Raw genomic sequence first — 21,997 nt, forward strand, 5'->3', positions numbered from 1 at the left:
CTCTCTCTATAGATTGAGGAGGCCCCTATGGCCATGGATTTCAAACGTAGGCTGCCGATCCCCATGGAGATCCGCGAGGAAATGCCGCTTTCCGCCGAGCTTACCGCTAAGAAGCAGGCATTCGACGCCGAGGTCGCCAAGGTCTTTACCGGCGAGGACGCGCGCAAGGTGCTCATCATCGGCCCATGCTCTGCCGATCGGGAGGATTCGGTCCTCGAGTACATGAACCGCCTGGCCAAAACCGCCGAGGAGGTCAAGGACAAGCTCATCATCATCCCGCGTGTCTACACCAACAAGCCGCGCACCAAGGGTACCGGCTACAAGGGTCTACTGCACAATCCCGACCCCGAGGCGCCCGATGACCTGCTCGAGGGCGTCAAGGCCATTCGCCACATGCACCTGCGCGTCATCGAGGAGACCGGCTTCTTTACCGCCGACGAGATGCTCTACCCCTCTAACTATCAGTACCTTGTCGATCTGCTGAGCTACGTCGCTGTGGGCGCGCGCTCGGTCGAGAACCAGGAGCACCGTCTGGTGTCGAGCGGCATTTCGGTGCCGGTGGGCATGAAGAACCCCACTGCCGGCTCCACCACCGTCATGCTCAACTCCATCTACGCCGCTCAGGCGCATCAGAGTTTCATCTTCCGCAACTGGGAGGTCGAGTGCGACGGCAATCCGCTCGCGCACGCCGTTATGCGTGGCTACATCGGTCTCGATGGGCGCACCTACCCCAACTACCACTACGAGCACCTCGAGCGCCTGGCCGAGCGCTATACCGAGCACGCCGGCTATGCCAATCCGGCAGCGGTCATCGACTGCAACCACGACAACTCGGGCAAGCGTCCGCTGGAGCAGTATCGCATTTGCAAGGAGGTGCTCGACAGCTGCCGCCGCAACGAAGCCATTTCAAGGCTGGTCAAGGGCTTTATGATCGAGTCCTACCTTGAGGACGGCAACCAGCCGGTCGACGGCGGTGTCTTTGGCAAGTCGATCACCGATCCGTGCCTGGGCTGGGAAAAGACCGACTACCTCATTCACGAGATCGCGGAGCGGGTTTAGTTACGCGGGTTTTCGCTGACTCTGCCAAGACATCGGCGGTCCCGTTGCTGCCGGGCACTCATTGGGGACAGACTTAAATGAGTGCTCGCAGAATGAGAGTGGATAATCTCCCGTTTTTAAGTAGTCGTTGGGGACGTTCTTGTTTGACTGGTCGTTTAAGAACGTCCCCAATGACTACCCTGTTGGCCTTTTCCAGGCCCTGTGGGCAAAAAATGGCAAATATGAGTACTGTTGCTATCGTAGTGTCATATTGCCGGCATAAGATAATAGACATAACAGAAAATATGTTCATTAACCTTAACACATATAAGCCCGCTATAGAACTATTTGAGTAATTTAGGGGCGCTTGCAAGCCGTGCGGGCAGCATATGGGGCTGTTTTGGCTGTTACTAAAAAGGTAACAGTACTCATATTTGCCATTTTTTGCCCACAGGGGCTGGAAAGGACCGTCAATTCGGCTCCAGGGGATGCGGCCCAAGGGCCGCAGAACGAAAAATGGGGGCGCTGGTTGTCCTGCGCCCCCATTCTTTGGGTATTGCGGTTGTTTGCCGCCGGTTTTACGCCGCCTCGTCGAACTGCGAGTTGTACAGGTCGGCGTAGAAGCCGCCCTGGGCGAGCAGTTCGTCGTGTGTGCCCTTCTCGACGATGTCGCCGTCGCGAATCACCAAGATTACGTCGGCGTTGCGGATTGTGGACAGGCGGTGCGCGATGACAAAGCTCGTGCGGCCCTGCATCAGCGCATCCATGGCGCGCTGAATAAGCTCCTCGGTGCGGGTATCGACGTTGGAGGTCGCCTCGTCCAAAATCAGCGCCGGACGGTCGGCCAAAATGGCGCGGGCGATGGTCACGAGTTGGCGCTGGCCCTGTGAGAGGTTGGTGCCCTCCTCATTGATCATAAAGTCGTAACCGCCGGCGAGCGTATGGATAAAGTGGTCGCAGCGTGCGGCGCGCGCGGCGGCCTCGACCTCGGCGTCAGTCGCATCGGGACGTCCGTAGCGGATGTTCTCGCGGATGGTGCCGTTAAACAGCCAGGTATCCTGCAGCACCATGGCAAACTCGCCGCGCAGTGCCGCGCGGTCCCAGTCGCGCACGTCGACGCCCTCGACGCGCAGCGAACCGCCGTCCACGTCGTAGAAGCGCTGCAGCAGTTTGATGAGCGTGGTCTTGCCGGCGCCGGTGGGGCCGACGATGGCGATGGTTTGGCCGGGCTGTGCCTCGCAGCTAAAGTCGTGGATGATGGTCCTGTCGGGCGTGTAGCCAAACTTGACATGGTCAAACTCCACGTGGCCGGGGCGCTTTTCGGGAATCTGCGCGTCGGCCTTCTGCTCCTCCTCGGGCGCGGCCAGGAACTCAAAGACGCGCTCGGTGGCAGCGGCCATCGACTGCATCGTGTTGCTCACGTTGCCCAGCTGCTGCACGGGCTGCGTAAAGTTTCGCACGTACTGAATGAAGCTCTGGATGTCGCCGGGCGTGGCGTTACCAGTCAGCGCGAGCTGCGCGCCCACCACGACGACGCCCACGTAGCCCATGTTACCCACCAAGCTCATAAGCGGCATCATCAGGCCCGACAGGAACTGTGAGCGCCAGCCGCTAATAAAGAGGCGGTCGTTCTCCCTGTCGAACTCCTCGATTGAGGCCTCGGCGCGATCGAACACCTGGATGACGTTCTGGCCGGCAAAGTCCTCCTCGATAATACCGTTGACGGTGCCCAGGACCTGCTGCTGCTCGCGGAAGTACGGCTGCGAGAAGTGAATCATTACGGTCAGGATAATCGCGGCGGCCGGCAGCGTGAGCACGGTGACGCCGGTAAGCGGCAGGCTTATCGACAGCATCATGACGAGCACGCCGATAATCTGCGTGACGGACGTAATAAGCTGCGTCACGCTCTGGTTGAGTGACTGGCCGAGCGTATCGACGTCGTTGGTGATGCGGCTGAGCACGTCGCCCTTGCTGTGGCCGTTGAAGTAGCTCATCGGCACGACGGCGATCTTGGCGGCGATTTCCTTGCGCATGCGGTAGCAGATCTTTTGCGTGACGCCGGTCATGAGCCAGCCCTGAATCAGACTGCAGGCAGAGCTCGCCAGGTACAGGCAGAGCAAAAAGCCGAGCGTCTTGGCGATCCAGGTAAAGTCGACATCGCCGGTACCGTTGACCTTGGCAACCAGGCCCTCAAACAGTTTGGTCGTAACCTGGCCGAGCACCTTTGGTCCCACAATGTTAAAGATGACCGAGCACACGGCAAAGGCGACGGCGGTAAACACGGCAATCTTGTGCTGGCCGATATAGCCGAGCAGCTGCCTCATGGTGCCCTTAAAGTCCTTGGCCTTTTCGCCGCGACGCATGCCGCCCATGCGGCCCATGGGACCGCGCTGGCGGGTGGGCTTGGGAATCTGAGTCTTGGTCTCGTCTGCCATTAGCGCTCGCCTCCTTCCATGACGGCTGCAATTTCTTCTTGGGTAAGCCCCAGCTCCTCGGCGGAAAGCTGCGACTGTGCGATTTCCAGGTACGCCGGGCAGCTGTGCAGCAGCTCCTCGTGCGTACCGGTGCCTACCACGTGGCCGTCGTCGAGCACGATGATCTGGTCGGCGTGCATGATGGTCGCGATGCGCTGGGCCACGACCACGAGTGCCGCGTCAGTGACGTTTTTGGCCAGCTCCTCGCGTAGGCGCGCGTCGGTCTTGTAGTCGAGGGCGCTAAACGAGTCATCGAACACCACAACCTCGGGCTTTTTGGCCAACGCGCGGGCGATGGCCAGGCGCTGGCGCTGGCCGCCCGAGACATTGGAGCCGCCCTGACTGATGGGGGAGTCGTAGCCGCCCTCGCGCTCGGCGATAAAGTCCTCCGCCTGGGCGATGCACGCGGCCTCGTGCATGTCCTCGTCGCTCACCATGTCGCCGGCAAACTTAAGGTTGCTCTCGACGGTGCCCGAGAACAGGCGTCCCTGCTGCGGGATATAGCCAATGCGGCGGCGCAGCTCGGAAAGGGTCATATCGCGCACGTCGATGCCGTCGAGCGAAATGCTGCCGCCCGTGACGTCGTACAGGCGCGGAATCAACTGCACAAGCGTGGACTTGCCCGAGCCCGTGGAGCCAATGATGCCGAGCATCTGACCGGCATGCGTGGTGAAGTTCACGCCGCTAATGACGTCGGCGCGGGCATCGGGATACTGGAAGCTCACGTCGCGGAAGGTGAGCTCACCGCGCGGCGCGCTGGCCGCGGGCACCTTGGGCGAGGCAGGGTCGTTGATGCTCGTGGGGCAAGTGATGACCTCTTCCACGCGCTCGGCTGCGACCTCGGCACGGGGCAGGATGACCGAAACCATGGTGAGGATCATGAACGCCATGACGATCTGCATGGTGTAGGAGATAAACGCCATCATGTTGCCGACCTGCATCACGCCGTCGGACACGCCTTGCGCGCCAAACCAGACGATAAGCACGGTGATGCAGTTCATGACGAGCATCATGAGCGGCATCATAAAGCTCATGGCTCGGTTGGTGTAGAGCTGCGTGGTCATCAGGTCGAGCGAAGCCTTGTCAAAACGCTCGAGCTCATGCTCCTCGCGGTTGAACGAGCGGATAGGCATAAGGCCGTCGAGCAGCTCGCGGGCGGTAAGGTTCACACGGTCCACAAAGCTCTGCATCTTTTTGAACTTGGGCATGGTGAGGCCCATGAGCACGCCGACGACGGCCGAGACAGCGATGATGGCCACGGCGATGGTCCACTCCAGGCCGGTGTGGTTGGCCAGGACGCGCATGACGGCGACGATGCCCATGACGGGGGCCATCAGGCACATGCGGATAAACAGGGTTGCGGCCATCTGAATCTGCTGAATGTCGTTGGTGCAGCGGGTGATGAGCGAGGCCTGGCTAAACTTGCCCACCTCGGCCGGCGAGAAGTGCATAACCTTGTTGAAGGTCTCGCGGCGCAGGTCGCGTGCGATGGAACAGGCGGTGCGTGAGGCCACGGCGCCGGTCAGGATGGTGGCGACGAGCGACACCAGGCACAGACCAAACATCGTGGTCGCCATGCGGCCCAAGTAGGCGTTCTGCACGTCGGCGGGGTCGATACCCTGCGCCTTGTACTCGTCCTGTACATAGCTCACGGCGCGTTGGGTCACGATGGAGCCCGACATGGAGCCCATCTTGTCCGCCATGTCGTTGGCGCCCTCGACGAGCTTGCCCTGATCGATCAGGCCGCCTTCAACGCCCAGACGCAGGCTCTTCATGGTGATCTTGCCGCCGTCGGCATCAATCTGCTTTTGCATGCTCTGCGCCGCTGCGGCCCTCTGCTGCATATCGGCGAGTTGCTCGGGCGTCATCGCTGCCATCTGCTCGGGGGTGGGCATGGCCTGGGCGGCGCTGTTGTCCTTCTCGCCGGACGTGCCCATCATGTCGCCCATGGAGCCGGCGTCGATGCCCTGGTTGAGCGAAAGGACGACGGTCTCGGGCAGGCTCATGATATCGGCAATCTTGCCGCCGTCGGCGCGCTTCTCCTCGGTGCCCTCGTACGTTCGAATGCCGTTGCTGTCCGCCTTGCTAAACACGGCCTCCACCGCTTTGGCGTCCTTGGCGCTCATAAAGAGCTTGAGGTCATCGAGCGACTCGGCACGAATGGTATCGGGTACGGGTGAGGCGATGCCGCCTTGCTGCACGCCCACGTCGACGATGTCGCTCATATAGGTAGGCAGTGCCAGATCGGCGTTACAGCTGATTACGATAAGTACGATAGCTGCGAACAGTGATGGGACATGCTTTTTAAAGAGCTTGAGAATCCTCACTTGGCATTTCTCCTTTCTTGATTGCAGTCGATAATTTCGTTGAGACGCCTTAGAAGGCGCACCATCTCTTGGGTATCTGTTTCGCCGAGCTGCTCGAGGAAGGCCGCGGTGCGCTCCTCGAATTCCCGACGTTTGATTTCGAGATTCTGGAATCCCTTGTCGGTCATCGTGACGTGTACACGACGACGGTCGGTCTTTGAGTGCTCGCGCTCGACCCAGCCCTTGGCTTCGAGAGTGCGTAAGGTATTGGCGATGCGGGCACTCGAGACCCAGGCGCGATTTGCGAGTTCGCTCGGCGTGAGCGAACCGCCAGCGAGCATGAGGGCGCGCATGACAGCCATCTCGCCGCCGAGAGCTTTGTCCGCAGAGCGTGAAATGCGATGATGCATGCTGCCAAACTCAGTTAAGAGCTGACGTCCAAGCTCATGGAAATCGGTATCTTCCACCGAAAACCCCTAACACTAGAAACTATTTTCGGTGAAAGATGATACCCGCATATTCGGGCCTCATGCAGTGGGCAATATAAAGAGCGCATAAAGAGTTAAAAAATTCAATTGCTGAAGCGTTTCAAAGAACTACTATGCCCGCGGTTAGGCGAGGGGTTGTCACCACCATGACGACTGGGACTCATTTATCGCCACGTGCGATGCTCCAACTTCCCGCAAGGAGACACCTGAATCAAGGGGGTTGGAGTCATGGCATTTGACTTCACGGGCAAAACCGCGATCGTTACCGGCGGCACTCAGGGCATTGGCCTCGAGATCGCCAAGGGCATCGTCGCGGGCGGCGGACACGTCGCGCTCATCGCAAGGAACGCTGCCAAGGGCGAGGCCGCTGTGGTCGAGCTTGGCGAGGGCAACAAGTTCTATCAGCTCGATGTCGCCGATGCACCCAAGGCACGCGAGACCGTCGAGCAGATTTTTACGGACCTGCCGCAAACCAACATCCTGATCAACTGTGCTGGCGTCATCAGCACCAAGAAGTTCGACGAGATCGATGACACCGAGTGGCGTCGTACCATCGACATCAACCTCAACGGTACCTTCACTATGATGAATGCTGTGTACCCGCACTTTAAGGCGGCCCATGCCGGCACTATCGTCAACGTGAGTTCCGTTGCGGGCAAGATCGGTGGCGGCCTGCTCGGCACCGCGGCTTACGCGAGCTCCAAGGCCGGTGTTAACGGTCTAACCAAGGCAGTCGCCAAGGAAGGCGGCAAGTTTGGCGTCCGCTGCAACGCCGTGTGCCCGTCGCTCACCCTTACCGATATGACCTCGATTCTCTCTGACGAGAACTCTCAGCGCATCATCAACGGTATTCCTCTGGGCCGCGCCGCCCAGGCCAGCGAGCCTGCGCAGATGGTGCTGTTCTTCGCTTCCGACCTCGCCAGCTTCGTGAACGGCGAGATCGGCGACTGCGACGGCGGCATCGTCCTGGACGGGTAATACCCCACGACGATTATTCGGCGACGGTTCCTGCGACTCGGGACCGTCGCCTTCTTTCTGACATAGGCGCGTGCGGCTACGATTCGCATGCATCCAAAGGAGATATATATGAGTGAATCGACTGCGGTGGAGGCGCCGGCGGCAAAGGAGCCGTTCTTTAAGATGTCCTCCATCCCGGGTGCCAATATTTTGGTGCCGCTTTTGTTGGGCTGCCTGCTCAACACGCTGTTCCCCGACCTGTTCAAAACGCTCGGCAGCTTTACGCTCGGCATGACCCAGCAGGGCGCAGGCCCGCTTGTTGGCGCTTTTTTGCTCATCGTCGGTACGACGATTTCGTTTAAGAGCGCTCCTGCCGCCGCTGCCCGCGGCGCCATCATCATCGCCGTCAAGCAGATCGTGGTCGTTGCCGTGTCGCTGCTCATCCTTTATGTATTCAACGACAACCTGTTTGGCATCTCTGCCATGGTGATGCTGGCCGCTTGCACCGGCGCCAACAACGCTATGTACGCTGGTCTGATGGGCACCATGGGCAATGAGGCCGAGCGTGGTGCCGTCGCAATCACCACGCTGGTTGTCGGCCCTCCGGTCACGATGATCGTGCTCGGCGCTGCCGGTCAGGCTCCGATCGGTTGGTCGCTCGTGGGCGCCATCCTGCCGATCGTCGTCGGCATTATTCTGGGTAACCTCTTCCCGAGCTTTAAGAAGATGATGGCACCGGCACTTTCCGCCATCATCGTGCTCGTCTTCTTTGCCATGGGCTCGACCATGACCTTTGGCCAGCTTATCAACGGTGGTCTTCCCGGCATCCTGCTCGGCGTGATCTGCTCGGTAGTCTTTGCAATTCCCGTCATCGCGGTCGATAAGCTCACGGGCGGTACGGGTGTCGCAGGTGCGGCCATTTCGAGCTGCGCCGGAGCCAATGTGGCCACGCCTGCTGCCATGGCAAGCGTCAACGAGGCCATGTACGGCGGCGCGGTGCTCGCGACGGCTACGGCGCAGGTTGCAGCATGTGCTATCGTGACGGCCATTTTGACCCCGCTGGTCACCAGCTGGTGCTACAAGCATTTTGAGGGCCAGGGCCACAGCAAAGCAACGACCGACAAGGCCGCCGCAGCCGCCTAATGCCAAACGGCAATCAAAGCTAAATAACTAGCCATGCCACAGGGCGGCCCCGGGGGAAATCCCGTGGCCGCCCTGCAGTTTCTGCGGGGTCTCTGGGGCACTTTACCCTGCTAAAACTGGCATAACAGCTAGAGTGAACGTCGTACAAAGGCAAGGAAATATACCAAACAAATCGGTGAACGGTAGTTGTTCGCGCTCGCATTTCCTGCGGATTTGTTAAAAACGCACTAATGGTATAAAAAAAGAAACATATAACAGCCCTGATGAAGGGGGTGGCTATGTTATCCTTCTCAAACGGGTGAAATCTTGGGTTTTGGGTTGTAGTTCCAAGGTGGACAAACGTTTTCCCTGCACCAACGTGTGGTGAAGAACGGAAGAAGCCGGTAGTGCAAGCCGAACATTCAAGAATTCAATAAGCAGCGGTGTGAGAGAGCGCCGCATTACACGTAACTAGGAGCGTGGTTACACAATGCAGGAGGCATGGGAAGGCTTCAAGGAAGGCATCTGGACGGGAGAAGTTGACGTCCGAGACTTCATCCAGAAGAACTACACCCCCTACGAGGGCGACGAGTCGTTCCTCGCCGGCCCAACCGAGCGTACCAAGGAGCTGTGGGGCGAGGTTCTCGACCTGCTGCTTAAGGAGCGCGAGCAGGGCGGTGTCCTCGATATGGACACCAAGACCGTTACGGGTATCGTGAGCCACCCCGCTGGCTACATCGATAACGCCCACCGCGAGAAGGAGACCATCGTCGGTCTCCAGACTGACAAGCCGCTCAAGCGCGCGCTGCACGTCAACGGTGGCATCCGCATCGCTTGCCAGGCTGCCAGCCAGCACGGCTATAAGGTCGACGAGAACGTTGTCGAGCGCTACACCTTCGAGCGCAAGACCCACAACGCTGGCGTCTTCGATGTTTACACCCCCGAGATGCGTGCTTGCCGCTCGGCTCACATCATCACCGGTCTGCCCGATGGCTATGGCCGCGGCCGCATCATCGGCGACTACCGTCGTGTTGCCCTGTACGGCGTCGACTACCTGATCAAGGACAAGGAGGCCCAGAAGGCTTCCACCCCGACGGTCATGACCGCCGACAACATCCGCGATCGTGAGGAGCTGCAGGAGCAGATCCGCGCCCTCGGCGAGCTCAAGATGATGGCCGAGACCTATGGTTTCGACATTTCCAACCCTGCTACCAACACGCAGGAGGCCATCCAGTGGATGTACTTCGCCTACCTCGCTTCCGTCAAGGAGCAGAACGGCGCCGCTATGTCCATTGGCCGTACCTCCACGTTCATCGACATCTACGCTGAGCGCGACCTTGCCAACGGTACCTTCACCGAGGAGCAGATCCAGGAGTTCGTGGATCACTTCATCATGAAGCTCCGCATGGTCAAGTTTGCCCGTACCCCCGAGTACCAGGCCCTGTTTACCGGCGATCCGCAGTGGGTCACCGAGTCCATCGGCGGCATGGGTGTTGACGGCCGTACGCTCGTTACCAAGATGAGCTACCGCTACCTGCACACGCTCGAGAACATGGGCACCAGCCCCGAGCCCAACATGACCGTTCTGTGGTCGACCCGTCTGCCCGAGAACTTCAAGAAGTTCTGCGCCAAGACTTCTGTCGCCAGCTCCTCGATTCAGTACGAGAACGACGACCTCATGCGCGTCTACCACGGCGACGACTACGGCATTGCCTGCTGCGTGTCCTCCATGCGCATCGGCAAGGAGATGCAGTTCTTCGGCGCCCGCGCCAACCTGGCCAAGTGCCTGCTGTACGCACTCAACGGCGGTGTTGACGAGGTCTCCAAGAAGCAGGTCGGCCCCAAGTATCGCGCCGTCGAGGGCGATACGCTCGATTACGACGACGTTGTGGCCAAGTACAACGACATGATGAAGTGGCTCGCTGGCGTGTACGTCAACTCGCTGAACATCATCCACTACATGCACGACAAGTATTGCTACGAGCGCATCCAGATGGCTCTGCACGACAAGCACGTGCACCGCTGGTTCGCTACGGGCATTGCTGGCCTTTCCGTCGTGGCTGACTCCCTGTCCGCCATCAAGTACGCCAAGGTCCACCCCGTCCGCGACGAGAACGGCATCATTGTCGACTTCGAGACCGAGGGCGAGTTCCCCAAGTACGGTAACGACGACGACCGCGTCGACCAGATCGCTCACGACGTTGTGCACCAGTTCATGGAGTACATCCGCATGAACGACACCTACCGCAACTCCGTGCCCACGACCTCGGTTCTGACCATCACCTCCAACGTCGTGTACGGCAAGAAGACCGGTTCTACGCCTGATGGCCGCAAGGCTGGCCAGCCCTTCGCCCCGGGTGCTAACCCCATGCACAAGCGCGATAGCCACGGCGCCATCGCTTCGCTGTCTTCGGTTTCCAAGCTCCCGTTCCGCGATGCTCAGGACGGCATCTCCAACACCTTCTCCATCATCCCGGGTGCGCTCGGCAAGGAGGACCAGGTGTTCTTTGGCGATATCGACCTTGATCAGCTGGGCGAGTAACTATTGTTAGTGCTATACTAACAATAACGATTACTGATTAGTGCGCCGGTTTCGGCCGGCGCCTATCGATCGAAGGAGACACATTATGAAGGTTTCTGAAGTTTCCGAGACTCAGGCCGATAACCTGGTCCACATGCTCGACGCTTACGCCGAGAAGGGTGGCCACCACCTGAACATCAACGTCTTCAACCGTGAGACGCTGCTCGACGCTCAGGCTCACCCCGAGAAGTACCCGCAGCTGACCATTCGCGTTTCCGGCTACGCCGTGAACTTCCACACGCTCACCAAGGAGCAGCAGGACGAGGTCATTTCGCGTACCTTCCACAACAAGTTCTAAAGGGGTTTAACTCCCGCAGGATCGCCGGGGCTGTTTGGGCTACCTCCCAAAACGTCCTCGGACATGCAAGAAGCCCTCGCTGCGCACTTCGTGCGGCGAGGGCTTCTTGCGTCCTGCGGAATATTTTGGGAGGTAGCCCAAACAGCCCCGGCGGGGTCCTGTGTAGTCACCCTTTAGGCGGAACTCTCCTAATGGGTTGAGCGTTCTGGATTCTTGCTTGCTACCGTTTATCGCGTATAGCTACCGTTTGCGGAATAAGTAACACTCCTTAATAAACCGTGTAGAATCTCAGATAAGCACGGAGTTTTCCAGGGAGACGCTGTCCTTTGTTGTGTGCAAGGGGCGGCGTCTCTTTGGCGCTTGGAGGCCGTTCTGCAGCAGGACGGCGGACGTGCGTCACATATTCAAAAGCCAACGTCGAGATGGGTTGTGATGATAATGGGCAAGTACGTAATCGTGGTTGAGTCTGGTTCGGATGTGACGCCGGAGCTCTGCGAGCGCTATGGCATCGTGCGCGTGCCCATGCATGTCACGATTGGTGACGAGACCGTCGAAGACGGATCGATCGACCCGCTTGAGATTTACTCGCGCTGCAACGAGTTTGGCGTGATGCCCAAGACCAGCGGTTGCTCGCCGGCGGATTTTGCGCATGTGTACGACCGCATTCACGCCGAGCAGCCCGACGCGACCATTTTGCATCTTGCGTATTCCGAGGTTACGACCTGCTCGCATCAGTCGTCGAAGATTGCGGCAAAGGGCCGCGATTACGTCTTCTCCATGGATACGCGCTTTGTGTCGGTGGGCCAGTCGCTTGTCGCCGTTGAGACCGCCAAGTATATCGAAGCCCATCCGGATGCCACCGTCGACGAGATTTTCGCCTTTACCAATTCGGTGATGGACCGCGTGCTGCTGGGCTTTGTTCCTACGGACCTTGCCTTCCTTAAGGCGGGTGGTCGCTTGTCCAACGTCGCGTTTCTTGGCGCCCATCTGCTCAAGATTAAGCCCTGCATTGAGGTAACGGGTGGCAAATTCGTGGCGACCAAGAAGCTCCGCGGCTCTATGCTCAAATGCGCCCGTGCCTTTATTGACCACATGGTTGCCAAGGGCGATATTGATTACTCGCACATTGGCTTGGCGTATTCGGTGGGCCTTTCCCAGGAGCTGCGCGACGACATGGAAGTCTATGCGCACGACCTGGGCTTTGAGGACGTTACCTGGACGCAGGTTGGCGGCGTCATCTCGAGCCATTGCGGCCCGACCGCCTTCGGCGCGGTGCTCACGCTTAAGGCGTAAAGGCCGCAGGCGAGCGTTCTCCAGCCTGACATCTCGATGTAGCCCCCCAGCCATGGTGATGGGGGATAGATTAAAACGTGCCGTTCTAGTCCGAGACGTTTAAACGCAAACGCATGGGCTAGAATGGCTCTGGCATTTTAATTGGTTGCATCCAAGGAGAGGCAAGGTAGCGCGAATGGCAGAAATGACGCTTGAGGGTGTGGACGCTCGTCCCGAGGACTCTGCGTATGCCCTGGGTCGCGTGCATTCGATCGAGACGATGGGAACGGTCGACGGACCCGGCATCCGCTTTGTGGTGTTTGTTCAGGGCTGTCCCATGCGCTGCGCGTATTGCCACAATCCCGATACCTGGTCTGTTAACGGCGGCACGATGGTGACTGTCGAGCATCTCATGGACGAGTTCCAGAGCAACCATGAGTTCTACCGTAGTGGCGGCATTACCGTTTCGGGTGGCGAACCGCTCCTGCAGCCCGAGTTTTTGGCCGACCTGTTCCGTGCAATGCACAACAATCCCGATGGCCGTGTGCATACCTGCCTAGATAGCTGTGGCTATGCATTTGATCCCAAGCATCCGGAGAAGTTCGATGCTGTTCTCAACGAGACCGATATGGTGCTGCTCGACATCAAGCATGCCGATCCGGTTGAGCATAAAAAGCTGACCGGTTGCGATCCTGCGCGCATCCTGGCGTTTGGCGATGAGCTTGCCCATCGCAAGATTAAGGTTGTTATTCGCCATGTGGTGGTGCCGGGTATCACCGACACGGCGGAGGAATGCGAGAAGCTCGGTCGCCTGATCGCTCCATGGCACAACGTGGTGGGCCTGGAAATGCTGCCGTATCACACGATGGGTGTCGTCAAGTACGAGCAGCTGGGTATTCCCTATAAGCTCGAGGGCGTGCCCCAGATGGATACCGCGCGCATGCCCGAGCTGCGCAACGCCGTCATGACGGGCATGAAAAAGCGCCGCGCCGAACTCAAAAACGCCATCGGCTAGCGATCTATTTTCGCCCCCAAGGGCACTCATTGGGGACAGACTTAAATGAGTGCGCGATGGCATTGCTGACGAGCAGGTTTTGGTGCGCAACAAGGCAGGCTGGATTAGCGAGGATGGTTACTATTCGACATGCGATGCGGGCCTTATCGGCATCGATGGCTGTACCTATGCCATGAGCGTCATGACATCGATGCCGTGGAGCGACCGCTCGAGCGAGGTTACGGCCGCGATTGCAAAGGCGCTGTTTGATACGCGAGCTGCACTGGCTTAGCGTGTTCGTTTGGCGAGGTCAAACAAAATGCTGGTACCATACCGTGGTTGAGAATTTCGTATAGGTTTGGGGAATGGTATGGCTACCATCGCGATTATCGGTGCGCTCGAAAAAGAGATCATGCAGATTAAGGAAGAGCTGAGCGACGTTTGCGAGGCGCGGGAGGCAGGCTTGACCGTTGTGAGCGGTGAGCTCGACGGCCTGACAGTTGTCGCCACAACGGCGGGCATGGGCACGGTGAACGCCGCCGCTGCAACACAGCACCTCATTAGCAAGTATGCTCCGCGGGCTGTTGTGTTTTCGGGCATTGCGGGTGGTTTGAACCCCAAGCTCCATATCGACGACGTGGTCATTGGCAAACGCCTGCGCTATCTGGATACCGATACCGCGCTTATTGCCGAGTCCGCACCGGGGCTCGAGGAGTTTGACTCGACGCCTGCACTGGTCGATATTGCCGCCGATGCGCTTGCTGAGCGTGGGTTTGTTGACGCTTCGACAAATGCAGTCGCTTCGAATGAGGGCACCAAGCAGTTCCTGGTCGGCACGATTGCCACGGGTAACCGCTTTGTGACGGGCGCCGCCATGCGCAACGACGCTATCGAGGCGACGCATGCCGATTGCGTCGGCATGGAGGGCGCGGCAATTGCCCATGTCGCAACCAAAAATGGTGTCGATTGCCTGGTGTTGCGCGCTATCAGTGATAATTGTGACGAGGCGTACGATGCAATTTGCGAGCGCGAGTTCGATCTGTTCGAGTACGCACGTGTCGCAAGTGACATCACGCTCGATATCGTCCGCCGCATTGCCGCTGCGCAATAGCGCGTCTATTTGTAAGAACCTACGACCAAGGAGTGTCCATGGCCGATTCCATTAACTACCAGCTTGCCAAGTTCGTCGCCAGCTACGGCAAGGTTTCGCAGATTCCCGAGTCCACCTGCCCCGAGGTGAGCTTTGTCGGCCGCTCCAACGTGGGCAAGTCGTCGATTATGAACAAGCTCTTTGGCCGCAAGAACCTGGTCAAGGTTTCCAGCACGCCGGGCAAGACGAGCAACATCAACTTCTTTGAGGCCGACGACGTGCATTTCGTGGACCTGCCGGGTTACGGTTTCGCCCGTCGCTCCAAGGCCGAGCGCGACCGTTGGGCCGAGCTCATCGGCGACTTCTTCGACTCCGAGCGCAGCTTTAACTTGGTCGTCTCGCTGGTGGACATTCGTCACGACCCCAGCAAGCTCGACCACGACATGATTGACTACCTACAGGGCAACGAGTTCAACTTTATCGTCTGCCTCACCAAAGCCGACAAGCTCAGCCGCACCCAGCAGGCCCGCCAGGCAGCAGCCATCAAAAAGCAGCTCAACGTCCCGGCCGAGAATGTAATCATCACGAGCTCCCAGACCGGCACCGGCATCGACGAACTCAAAAAGCGCATCGCCGAGGCCTGCCTCTAGTAAGGGCTCCAGCCTAGCAAGAGCCCCTACCAATAAAAGGCCATAATTTCAGCCCGGCGCCCCTTCAAAGCGTGGGTCCCTGTAGACATCGCTAGTCACGTTACCATAGGGCCACCCAGGGGCATCCCCTTAAAAACATTCCGCAGCACGAGGCCCGCTTATCCGTAGCTCCGAAGGAGCAGGATAAGCGGGCCTCAAGTGCGAGGACGTTTTTAAGGGGATACCCTTGGGCGGCCCGAAGGGATTAACCAGCGATGTCTACAGGTACTCGATTTGAGCGCCCTCGGTGTCGCACGTCAGAATATGCGTCTCACACTTGGGGAACTGCTCACGCAGCTTGACCTGCAGGAACTTGGCTACGATGGTGTCGTCAGTCACGGCCATGAGGGTCGAGCCGGAGCCACTGATCCAGATGGTCTTGGCGCCGCCGTTAAGGCAGGTGTCGCGCACAGCGTTGTAGTCGGGAATCAGGCGACGGCGATACGGCTCTTGGATGCGGTCGTCATTGGCGGCGGCAATCAGGTCCAGATCGCCGGTCTCGAGACCGCGCGTCATGCCGGCGATGCGGCCCATCTGCCACACGGCGGTGGAGAGCGGAATCTCCTGCGGCACGACCTTGCGCGCCTCGCTCGTATGTACCTCGTAGGGCGGAATCACGGTAATAAAACGCAAGCGATCGCTCACCTCGTAGCGCAGGCATTGGGGGAGCGAATCGGTCGGTGTAAAGGAGCAGACGGCGCCGCCAAGGATGGCGGGGGCGACGTTGTCGGGATGTCCCTCGACCTCGGTGGCGATGCGGACGAGCTCGGCGCGGTCGACGGTGTGGCCCGTCAGCGCGGCGGCTGCCATGATGCCCGCGACGACGCAGGTGGAGCTGGAACCCAGGCCGCGGGCGACGGGCACGTCGGTCTGGATGTCGATAGCGACGGGGAAGGCCGGCTCGCCCCAGGCGGCCAGAGCATCGACAAAGCTCACATAGACCAGGTTATTCTCGTTTTGGAACTCCTCGGGGCAGCCCGTGATGGTGAGCTTGTCGGCGCGCTCGAAGGTAAAGTGCGAGTAAAGGCTGACGGCCATGCCGAGGGTGTCGTAGCCGATGCCCAAGTTGGCGCTTGTTGCTGGGACGGTGATCTTGATCATGGGAATCTCCTGGGCGGTCTGCCTGTTTAGTTCGCTGCTCGGGCAGTCCTGGCTCGCTCGGAAAGCACATTAAGTGCTTTCCGGCTCGTGCGGAACTCGCGACGAACTAAACAGGCAGACCCGCATGTCAGCTCGTCATCATCCCGGTGGATTTCTGATAAAAGAAGGTGCGCCGGCTTTCGCCGGCGCTTAATAAGGGGTTTAGTTGGTGCTCATTCGTTTTGCTGCAGACTCGACGTAACTGTCCATCTCATCGACGTCGCAGACGTCTTCGAAGCGGACGGGCTTGGACTCGAGCTCGGCGAGCTGTGCCGGGGCGACCGTGTTGGTGGCCTGCTCGAGCACACGCATAGCCTCAAAGTCGTCCTCGGGCACGTCGAGGCCCAGGGCATCGCAGCAGGCGCGCGGGAACTTGTAGGGGCTGGCGGTCGAAAGCAGCACGCGGGCCTTGGCGCCCTCGGCGGGGGTGACTTTTTCAAAGACGTGATAGCCGCAGGCGGTGTGCGGGTCGATCACGTAGCCGTTTGCGTCCCAGCAGCTCTTGATGGCAGCGCGGACCTCGTCCTCGCTGGCCCAGCCGCAGCCAAAGACGCTCTGAATCTTTGCCAGCAGGTTGGCGGGAACTTCGTAGCGACCAGTCTGTGCCAGCTGCTCCATAAGGTCGGCAACAAGCTCGCAGTCGCCGTCGGACAGGAAGTAGAGCATGCGCTCCAGGTTGGAGCTGATGAGGATGTCCATCGACGGCGAGATGGTCGTGAAGAACGGACGGTTGCGGTCGTAGACGCCGGTGGTCAGGAAGTCGGCAAGCACGTTGTTCTTGTCGCTCGCGACGATGAGCTTGGCGACGGGCAGACCCATGCGCTTGGCATAGTAGCCGGCCAGGATATCGCCAAAGTTACCGGTCGGTACACAGAACTCTACGGCGTCGCCAGCCTCGATAGCGTCGGCGCGCAACAGCTGCGCATAGGCGGCAAAGTAGTAGACGACCTGCGGTACCAGACGGCCGACATTGATGGAGTTGGCGCTCGAAAGCACCGTGCCAGCGCCCTCCAGGCGCTCGGCAAGCTCCTTATCGGCAAAGATGCGCTTGACGGCGCTCTGGGCGTCGTCAAAGTTGCCGCGGATACCGCAGACGGCGACGTTGTCGCCCTCCTGCGTGGACATCTGCAGGTTCTGCACGCGGCTGACCTTGCCCTCGGGATAAAAGACGGTGATGCCCGTACCTGGAGCGTCGGCAAAACCGGCGAGTGCGGCCTTGCCGGTGTCGCCCGACGTGGCGGTGACGATCATGATGCGCTCGGCGCCGCCGTCCTTGGCGGAGGTGCGGGCCATGAGGCGGGGGAGCATCTGCAGGGCGACGTCCTTAAAGGCGCTCGTGGGGCCACCAAAGAGCTCCATCACATAGGTTTGAGGGACGTCGGTGCCCGGCGCTGTATCGAGTTTGACGAGCGGCGTAACCTCTTCGCTCGCGAACGTGCCGCGGTATGCCTCATTCACACAGGCCGAAATTTCTTCGGCTGTGTAATCATTCAGTAACATTCCCAACACATCTTGAGCGATTTCAAAGTACGATTTATCTGCAAGCGAGCTGATATCGACCTGCTGGGTGCCGAGCTCGTCCGAGACAAACAAACCCCCGTCGGGAGCGATGCCGGTACGGATTGCCACCTTACTTGAGCACGATAAAGTGCGTCCTCGTGTACTATGATAAGTTCCCATATAACACTGCTCCTCGGATGCCTTGGTCCCAATCGGTGAACCCATGGTATCAGAGCGCGCAAAACAGGTTTGCAGAGGCTTTTAGAAAGGTAACCTCCACGCCATGATAAAAATTGCCAAGTTTGGCGGCTCGTCGGTCGCCGACGCCGAACACTTTAAGAAGATCAAGGCCATCGTCGATGCCGACCCGGCCCGCCGTTTTGTGGTGGTTTCTGCCTGCGGTCGCCGCTTTAAGGGCGACACCAAGGTGACCGACCTGCTCTACCTGGTTAACGCGCACGTTAAGTACCACGTGTCGTGCGAGGAGCTGCTCGAGGACATTGGGCAGCGCTATTTTGATATCGCTGACGAGCTGGAGCTCACCTATCCCATCCGCGAGGAGTTCGCGGCCTTTGCCGAGCGTGCCCGCTCGGGTGGCTACTCCACCGAGGAGCTCGTGAGCCGTGGCGAGTGCTTCACCGCTCGCCTGATGGCCGAGTACCTGGGCCTGCCGTTCCTGGACGCCGCGACGGTCGTTGCGTTCCATCACGACGGTACGCTCAGCATGAACCGCACCTCCGAGCTGGTGCAGGAGTACGGTCAGCAGGGTGGCTTTGTCATGCCCGGTTTCTACGGCGCGACGCGTGAGGGCCAGATCAAGCTGCTCGACCGTGGTGGCGGCGATATTTCCGGCTCGATTCTGGCTAAGTGCCTGGGCGCCGACCTTTACGAGAACTGGACCGACGTCTCGGGCTTCTACTCTGCCGACCCGCGCATCGTACCCGAGGCTCAGCCCATTGCGCGCGTTACCTACGAGGAGCTGCGCGAGCTTTCGTACATGGGTGCAAGCGTCCTGCACGAGGAGGCCGTGTTCCCCGTGCGCGAGGCCGGTATTCCGCTAGTCATCAAGAACACCAACGCGCCGCAGGACCCCGGCACCATCATTAGCGAGACGGCCGACGAGGGCGAGGCGGAGCCCATCATTACCGGCGTGACCGGCAAGCGCGGCTTTGTCGCCATCAACGTGGCCCGCGACCGCACCAAGCCCCGTGTCGGCTTTATGCGCCGCGCGCTTTCGGTCTTCGAGCGCTATGACGTCTCCGTCGAGCACATGCCCACCGGTGTCGACCGCTTTGGCGCCGTGGTGCAGGAGCAGGACGTGCACGATTCGCTGTACTCGCTCGTGGGCGACATTCAGCAGGAGGTCGAGCCGCTCGAGATCGAGGTTGTCGAGGGCCTGGCGCTTATCGCTACCGTTGGCCGCAACCTGCGCGGTCGCGCCGGCATCTCTGGCCACCTGTTTGGCATGCTTGGCCAGGCGGGCGTGAGCGTGCGTATGATTTCGCAGAGCTGCGACGAGATCAACATCATCATCGGCGTGGAGGAGAAGGACTTCGATCTGGCGATCCAGACCATTTACCGTGCCTTCTCCGATGAAAACGGCATTGTGAAGGTCTCCGACCTGGAGGCTCCCGCGCCGGCCGATCCCATCCAGGCCGCGCTCAAAAAGTAGCGACTGCTCGGTGGATTTTTGGGTCATGTCTCAAAAATCTACGGCGGGGCGTTTCGTTTCGGTTTCGTTTCGACGGGGCGGATTTCGTGCCCGCCCCGTTCTTGTATACACTGGCAACAATAATCGGCCTGCTTGGCGTGCGGGCAAAAGCCATAACCTTTAAAGGGGGAAGCATGAAACAGTACACGGTTGCTATTTTGGGCGCGACGGGAGCTGTGGGCACCCAGATGCTCGAGTGCCTCAACGAGCAGGAGTTTCCGGTCGGTAAGCTCAAGCTGCTGGCGAGCGCGCGCTCTGCGGGCAAGACCGTTGAGTTCCGCGGCGAGCAGATCGTGATCGAGGAAGCTTGCCCCGAGGCCTTTGAGGGCTGCGACATCGTGCTCGGCGCTGCCGGCGACGATATCGCCAAGGAGCTGCTGCCCGAGGCCGTCAAGCGCGGCGCCGTCGTGGTCGACAACAGTCACGCCTTCCGCATGGATCCCGAAGTGCCGCTGGTTGTGCCTGAGATCAATGCCGACGACATCAAGTGGCATCACGGCCTTATCGCCAACCCCAACTGCGCGACCATCATCGGCCTGGTTCCCACCTGGCCGCTGCATCAGCTCGCCGGCGTGAAGCGCATGATCGTCTCGACGTATCAGGCTGCTTCGGGTGCCGGCGCTCCCGGCATGGCCGAGCTCGAGGCTCAGCTGGCCGCCCTGGGCCGTGGCGAGGAGATTCCCGAGCCGCGCGCATTTGCCGCCCAGCTCGCGAGCAACCTGATTCCGCAGATTGGCGGCGTCAAGGAGGAGGGCTTTACCTCCGAGGAGATGAAGCTGCAAAACGAGGGTCGCAAGATTATGCATCTGCCCGAGCTGCGCGTGAACTGCACCTGCGTGCGCGTGCCCGTGCTGCGCTCGCACTCCGAGAGCATTACGCTCGAGTTCGAGCGTGACATCACGGTTGAGGAGGCTCGTGCTGCGCTGGCTGCCGCTCCCGGCGTCAAGCTGGTTGACGACATGAGCGCCGAGGATGCGCACGATCGCTTCCCCATGCCGATGGATACGTCCGACCAGGACCTGATCTGGGTCGGTCGTGTGCGTCGCGACATCTCGAACCCCGAGGCCGCGCGTGGCATCACCTTCTGGTGCTGCGGCGACCAAATCCGTAAGGGCGCGGCAACCAACGCCGTCCAGATCGCTAAGCTGCTCTGCGAGTAGCGGTGGACCTGTCCGGCGGGGGCCGGGCTTAGTTTTCAGAACGTCCTCGACCATGTGTGGCGCCTTGTCCTGCTCCTTCGGAGCCGCGGACAAGGCGCCACACTGGTCTGCGGAGTGTTCTGAAAACTAAGCCCGGCCCCCGCCTGCGGTGACGCTGCTGCGAGTGGCCTGCGATGGGGTCGTTGTTGGTTGGGGCCGCTGGGCTGATGTGGGGGAACGTGGTTGTTGCGGGCCCTGGTCCCGGCGGCGGCCTCGGCGCTTTGCGCCTGCCGCCTTTGGGGACTGCGGAGCGCGGCCGGCAGCTGCGGCGCTGTCGCGCCTGCTGCCTGCGGGGACTTTGGGGTCGTGCGGCAGCTGCGGCGCTGTCGCGCCTGCTGCCTTGGGTGACTTTGGGGTCGATTGAGGTTGTCTGCACAATTCGCGGTATTATGTTGCGAAGTTTTGAAAGGAGCCGCTGGTGGTCACGACGACGTTTGCCTCGCCTTTGGGCGAAATCTTGCTTGCCGCTGATGGCCGCGGTCTGACGGGGCTTTGGTTTGAGGGACAGGAGCATTTTGGCTCCACGCTTCTCCGGGAAGACTCCGAACATGTTGAAGGCGCTGACGCGGTTTCCGGTACCGGTGGGATGTCTCCGGTGAGTCCGGTAAATGGTGCGGCCTCTTCGGTGCTTGAGCGTTCCTGGGCTTGGCTGAATGCTTATTTTGCAGGGCAGGAACCTCGGTTTACGCCGCCGTTGCATATGATCGGTACGGCGTTCCAGCGCGAGGTTTGGTTTGAGCTGCTTTCTATCCCACGTGGCGAAGTCGCTACATATGGCGAGATTGCCCAGCGTATTGCGGCTCGACATCGTGTGCCGGGAAATGAGGCGCCCGTCGTGTCTCCTCGTGCGGTGGGGGCTGCGGTTGCGCGTAATCCCATTTCGATAATCGTGCCGTGCCATCGCGTGGTCGCGGCCGACGGATCGCTCAACGGATATGCCGGCGGGCTTGATCGCAAGGAGTGGCTGCTTCGGCTTGAGGGCGCGTACGAGGACTAACGTTCGGGCACTTTGCATAGCCAGGACGCCATGAAAGAATGGGACGCGCTTTCCGAATGGAGGCCCGGGCGGAAACCACGTCCCGGAATTCCGTTTTAAAGCGGGACACGCTTTCCGAATGGCGTCCCAAGCGGAAACCAC

At 60.0% G+C, this 21,997-nt stretch carries 18 protein-coding genes; 13 read left to right on the plus strand and 5 right to left on the minus strand.

Annotated elements, in window-relative coordinates; all coding sequences use genetic code 11:
* Positions 1-27: 27 nt before the first annotated feature.
* Entirely contained in the window at positions 28-1,059 is a 1,032-nt protein-coding gene (locus tag DWZ52_RS03750; RefSeq protein WP_117564710.1) for a 3-deoxy-7-phosphoheptulonate synthase, read from the plus strand.
* A 557-nt stretch (positions 1,060-1,616) separates the two neighbouring features.
* Here the strand turns inward: DWZ52_RS03750 and DWZ52_RS03760 are convergent.
* From DWZ52_RS03760 to DWZ52_RS03770, 3 genes are read right to left on the minus strand one after another with little or no spacing between them, the layout of a single operon-like run.
* Positions 1,617-3,473, minus strand: a complete 1,857-nt coding sequence (locus DWZ52_RS03760) for an ABC transporter ATP-binding protein (RefSeq protein ID WP_118384938.1) — start codon at positions 3,471-3,473, stop codon at positions 1,617-1,619.
* Positions 3,473-5,839, minus strand: coding sequence for an ABC transporter ATP-binding protein (locus DWZ52_RS03765; protein WP_118384939.1), 2,367 nt, complete (start codon positions 5,837-5,839; stop codon positions 3,473-3,475). The genes DWZ52_RS03760 and DWZ52_RS03765 overlap by 1 nt, the downstream gene beginning before the upstream one ends.
* On the minus strand, positions 5,836-6,285 hold the full coding sequence (locus tag DWZ52_RS03770; protein WP_118384940.1) for a MarR family winged helix-turn-helix transcriptional regulator: 450 nt from the start codon (positions 6,283-6,285) through the stop codon (positions 5,836-5,838). The genes DWZ52_RS03765 and DWZ52_RS03770 overlap by 4 nt, the downstream gene beginning before the upstream one ends.
* A 249-nt stretch (positions 6,286-6,534) precedes the next feature.
* Here DWZ52_RS03770 and DWZ52_RS03775 point away from each other — a divergent pair, with 249 nt between their 5' ends.
* The 9 genes from DWZ52_RS03775 to yihA all read left to right on the plus strand — a co-directional run bounded on the left by DWZ52_RS03775 (position 6,535) and on the right by yihA (position 15,270).
* Positions 6,535-7,284 carry an SDR family NAD(P)-dependent oxidoreductase gene (locus DWZ52_RS03775; protein WP_089572357.1) on the plus strand — a complete coding sequence of 250 codons (750 nt, stop codon included), beginning with the start codon at positions 6,535-6,537 and terminating at the stop codon, positions 7,282-7,284.
* A gap of 108 nt (positions 7,285-7,392) precedes the next feature.
* A complete protein-coding gene (locus DWZ52_RS03780) occupies positions 7,393-8,406 on the plus strand; it encodes a 2-keto-3-deoxygluconate permease (protein WP_117564719.1) in 1,014 nt (337 codons plus the stop codon).
* 469 nt (positions 8,407-8,875) lie between these two features.
* A complete protein-coding gene (gene pflB, locus DWZ52_RS03785) occupies positions 8,876-10,927 on the plus strand; it encodes a formate C-acetyltransferase (protein ID WP_117637024.1) in 2,052 nt (683 codons plus the stop codon).
* Between the two features lie 85 nt (positions 10,928-11,012).
* The gene (gene grcA3 / locus DWZ52_RS03790; protein WP_055252439.1) at positions 11,013-11,264 is read left to right on the plus strand and encodes an autonomous glycyl radical cofactor GrcA3; all 252 of its coding nucleotides are present in this window, start codon (positions 11,013-11,015) and stop codon (positions 11,262-11,264) included.
* A 438-nt stretch (positions 11,265-11,702) separates the two neighbouring features.
* Positions 11,703-12,557, plus strand: coding sequence for a DegV family protein (locus DWZ52_RS03795; RefSeq protein ID WP_117716955.1), 855 nt, complete (start codon positions 11,703-11,705; stop codon positions 12,555-12,557).
* Between the two features lie 175 nt (positions 12,558-12,732).
* The gene (pflA, locus tag DWZ52_RS03800) at positions 12,733-13,551 is read left to right on the plus strand and encodes a pyruvate formate-lyase-activating protein (protein WP_118384941.1); all 819 of its coding nucleotides are present in this window, start codon (positions 12,733-12,735) and stop codon (positions 13,549-13,551) included.
* Positions 13,552-13,600: 49 nt separating this feature from the next.
* Positions 13,601-13,822, plus strand: a complete 222-nt coding sequence (locus DWZ52_RS03805) for a hypothetical protein (protein WP_118384942.1) — start codon at positions 13,601-13,603, stop codon at positions 13,820-13,822.
* Between the two features lie 78 nt (positions 13,823-13,900).
* On the plus strand, positions 13,901-14,641 hold the full coding sequence (gene mtnN / locus DWZ52_RS03810) for a 5'-methylthioadenosine/S-adenosylhomocysteine nucleosidase (protein ID WP_118384943.1): 741 nt from the start codon (positions 13,901-13,903) through the stop codon (positions 14,639-14,641).
* 38 nt (positions 14,642-14,679) lie between these two features.
* A complete protein-coding gene (gene yihA / locus DWZ52_RS03815; RefSeq protein ID WP_006234871.1) occupies positions 14,680-15,270 on the plus strand; it encodes a ribosome biogenesis GTP-binding protein YihA/YsxC in 591 nt (196 codons plus the stop codon).
* Positions 15,271-15,528: 258 nt separating this feature from the next.
* On the opposite strand, the gene thrB is transcribed toward yihA, so the two are convergent.
* Both thrB and thrC read right to left on the minus strand, forming a co-directional pair.
* A complete protein-coding gene (thrB, locus tag DWZ52_RS03820; RefSeq protein WP_117563865.1) occupies positions 15,529-16,410 on the minus strand; it encodes a homoserine kinase in 882 nt (293 codons plus the stop codon).
* 201 nt (positions 16,411-16,611) lie between these two features.
* Positions 16,612-18,129, minus strand: a complete 1,518-nt coding sequence (thrC, locus tag DWZ52_RS03825) for a threonine synthase (protein ID WP_117640195.1) — start codon at positions 18,127-18,129, stop codon at positions 16,612-16,614.
* A 103-nt stretch (positions 18,130-18,232) separates the two neighbouring features.
* Here thrC and DWZ52_RS03830 point away from each other — a divergent pair, with 103 nt between their 5' ends.
* From DWZ52_RS03830 to DWZ52_RS03840, 3 genes are all read left to right on the plus strand, one after another.
* Positions 18,233-19,621, plus strand: coding sequence for an aspartate kinase (locus tag DWZ52_RS03830; RefSeq protein ID WP_117640197.1), 1,389 nt, complete (start codon positions 18,233-18,235; stop codon positions 19,619-19,621).
* A 173-nt stretch (positions 19,622-19,794) separates the two neighbouring features.
* Positions 19,795-20,820, plus strand: coding sequence for an aspartate-semialdehyde dehydrogenase (locus tag DWZ52_RS03835; RefSeq protein WP_117640200.1), 1,026 nt, complete (start codon positions 19,795-19,797; stop codon positions 20,818-20,820).
* A 457-nt stretch (positions 20,821-21,277) separates the two neighbouring features.
* The gene (locus DWZ52_RS03840) at positions 21,278-21,856 is read left to right on the plus strand and encodes a methylated-DNA--[protein]-cysteine S-methyltransferase (RefSeq protein WP_233509057.1); all 579 of its coding nucleotides are present in this window, start codon (positions 21,278-21,280) and stop codon (positions 21,854-21,856) included.
* Positions 21,857-21,997: the final 141 nt, after the last annotated feature.

Origin of the sequence: Collinsella sp. AF33-16 (assembly GCF_003475325.1) — a bacterium.
Classification (GTDB): domain Bacteria; phylum Actinomycetota; class Coriobacteriia; order Coriobacteriales; family Coriobacteriaceae; genus Collinsella.

Bases quoted from the DNA above. Each gene is read 5' to 3' on its own strand.
- DWZ52_RS03750 (WP_117564710.1), top strand. From the start codon at position 28: ATGGCCATGGATTTCAAACGTAGGCTGCCGATCCCCATGGAGATCCGC.
- DWZ52_RS03760 (WP_118384938.1), bottom strand. From the start codon at position 3,473: ATGGCAGACGAGACCAAGACTCAGATTCCCAAGCCCACCCGCCAGCGC.
- DWZ52_RS03775 (WP_089572357.1), top strand. From the start codon at position 6,535: ATGGCATTTGACTTCACGGGCAAAACCGCGATCGTTACCGGCGGCACT.
- DWZ52_RS03780 (WP_117564719.1), top strand. From the start codon at position 7,393: ATGAGTGAATCGACTGCGGTGGAGGCGCCGGCGGCAAAGGAGCCGTTC.
- pflB (WP_117637024.1), top strand. From the start codon at position 8,876: ATGCAGGAGGCATGGGAAGGCTTCAAGGAAGGCATCTGGACGGGAGAA.
- grcA3 (WP_055252439.1), top strand. From the start codon at position 11,013: ATGAAGGTTTCTGAAGTTTCCGAGACTCAGGCCGATAACCTGGTCCAC.
- DWZ52_RS03795 (WP_117716955.1), top strand. From the start codon at position 11,703: ATGGGCAAGTACGTAATCGTGGTTGAGTCTGGTTCGGATGTGACGCCG.
- pflA (WP_118384941.1), top strand. From the start codon at position 12,733: ATGGCAGAAATGACGCTTGAGGGTGTGGACGCTCGTCCCGAGGACTCT.
- mtnN (WP_118384943.1), top strand. From the start codon at position 13,901: ATGGCTACCATCGCGATTATCGGTGCGCTCGAAAAAGAGATCATGCAG.
- yihA (WP_006234871.1), top strand. From the start codon at position 14,680: ATGGCCGATTCCATTAACTACCAGCTTGCCAAGTTCGTCGCCAGCTAC.
- thrB (WP_117563865.1), bottom strand. From the start codon at position 16,410: ATGATCAAGATCACCGTCCCAGCAACAAGCGCCAACTTGGGCATCGGC.
- thrC (WP_117640195.1), bottom strand. From the start codon at position 18,129: ATGGGAACTTATCATAGTACACGAGGACGCACTTTATCGTGCTCAAGT.
- DWZ52_RS03830 (WP_117640197.1), top strand. From the start codon at position 18,233: ATGATAAAAATTGCCAAGTTTGGCGGCTCGTCGGTCGCCGACGCCGAA.
- DWZ52_RS03835 (WP_117640200.1), top strand. From the start codon at position 19,795: ATGAAACAGTACACGGTTGCTATTTTGGGCGCGACGGGAGCTGTGGGC.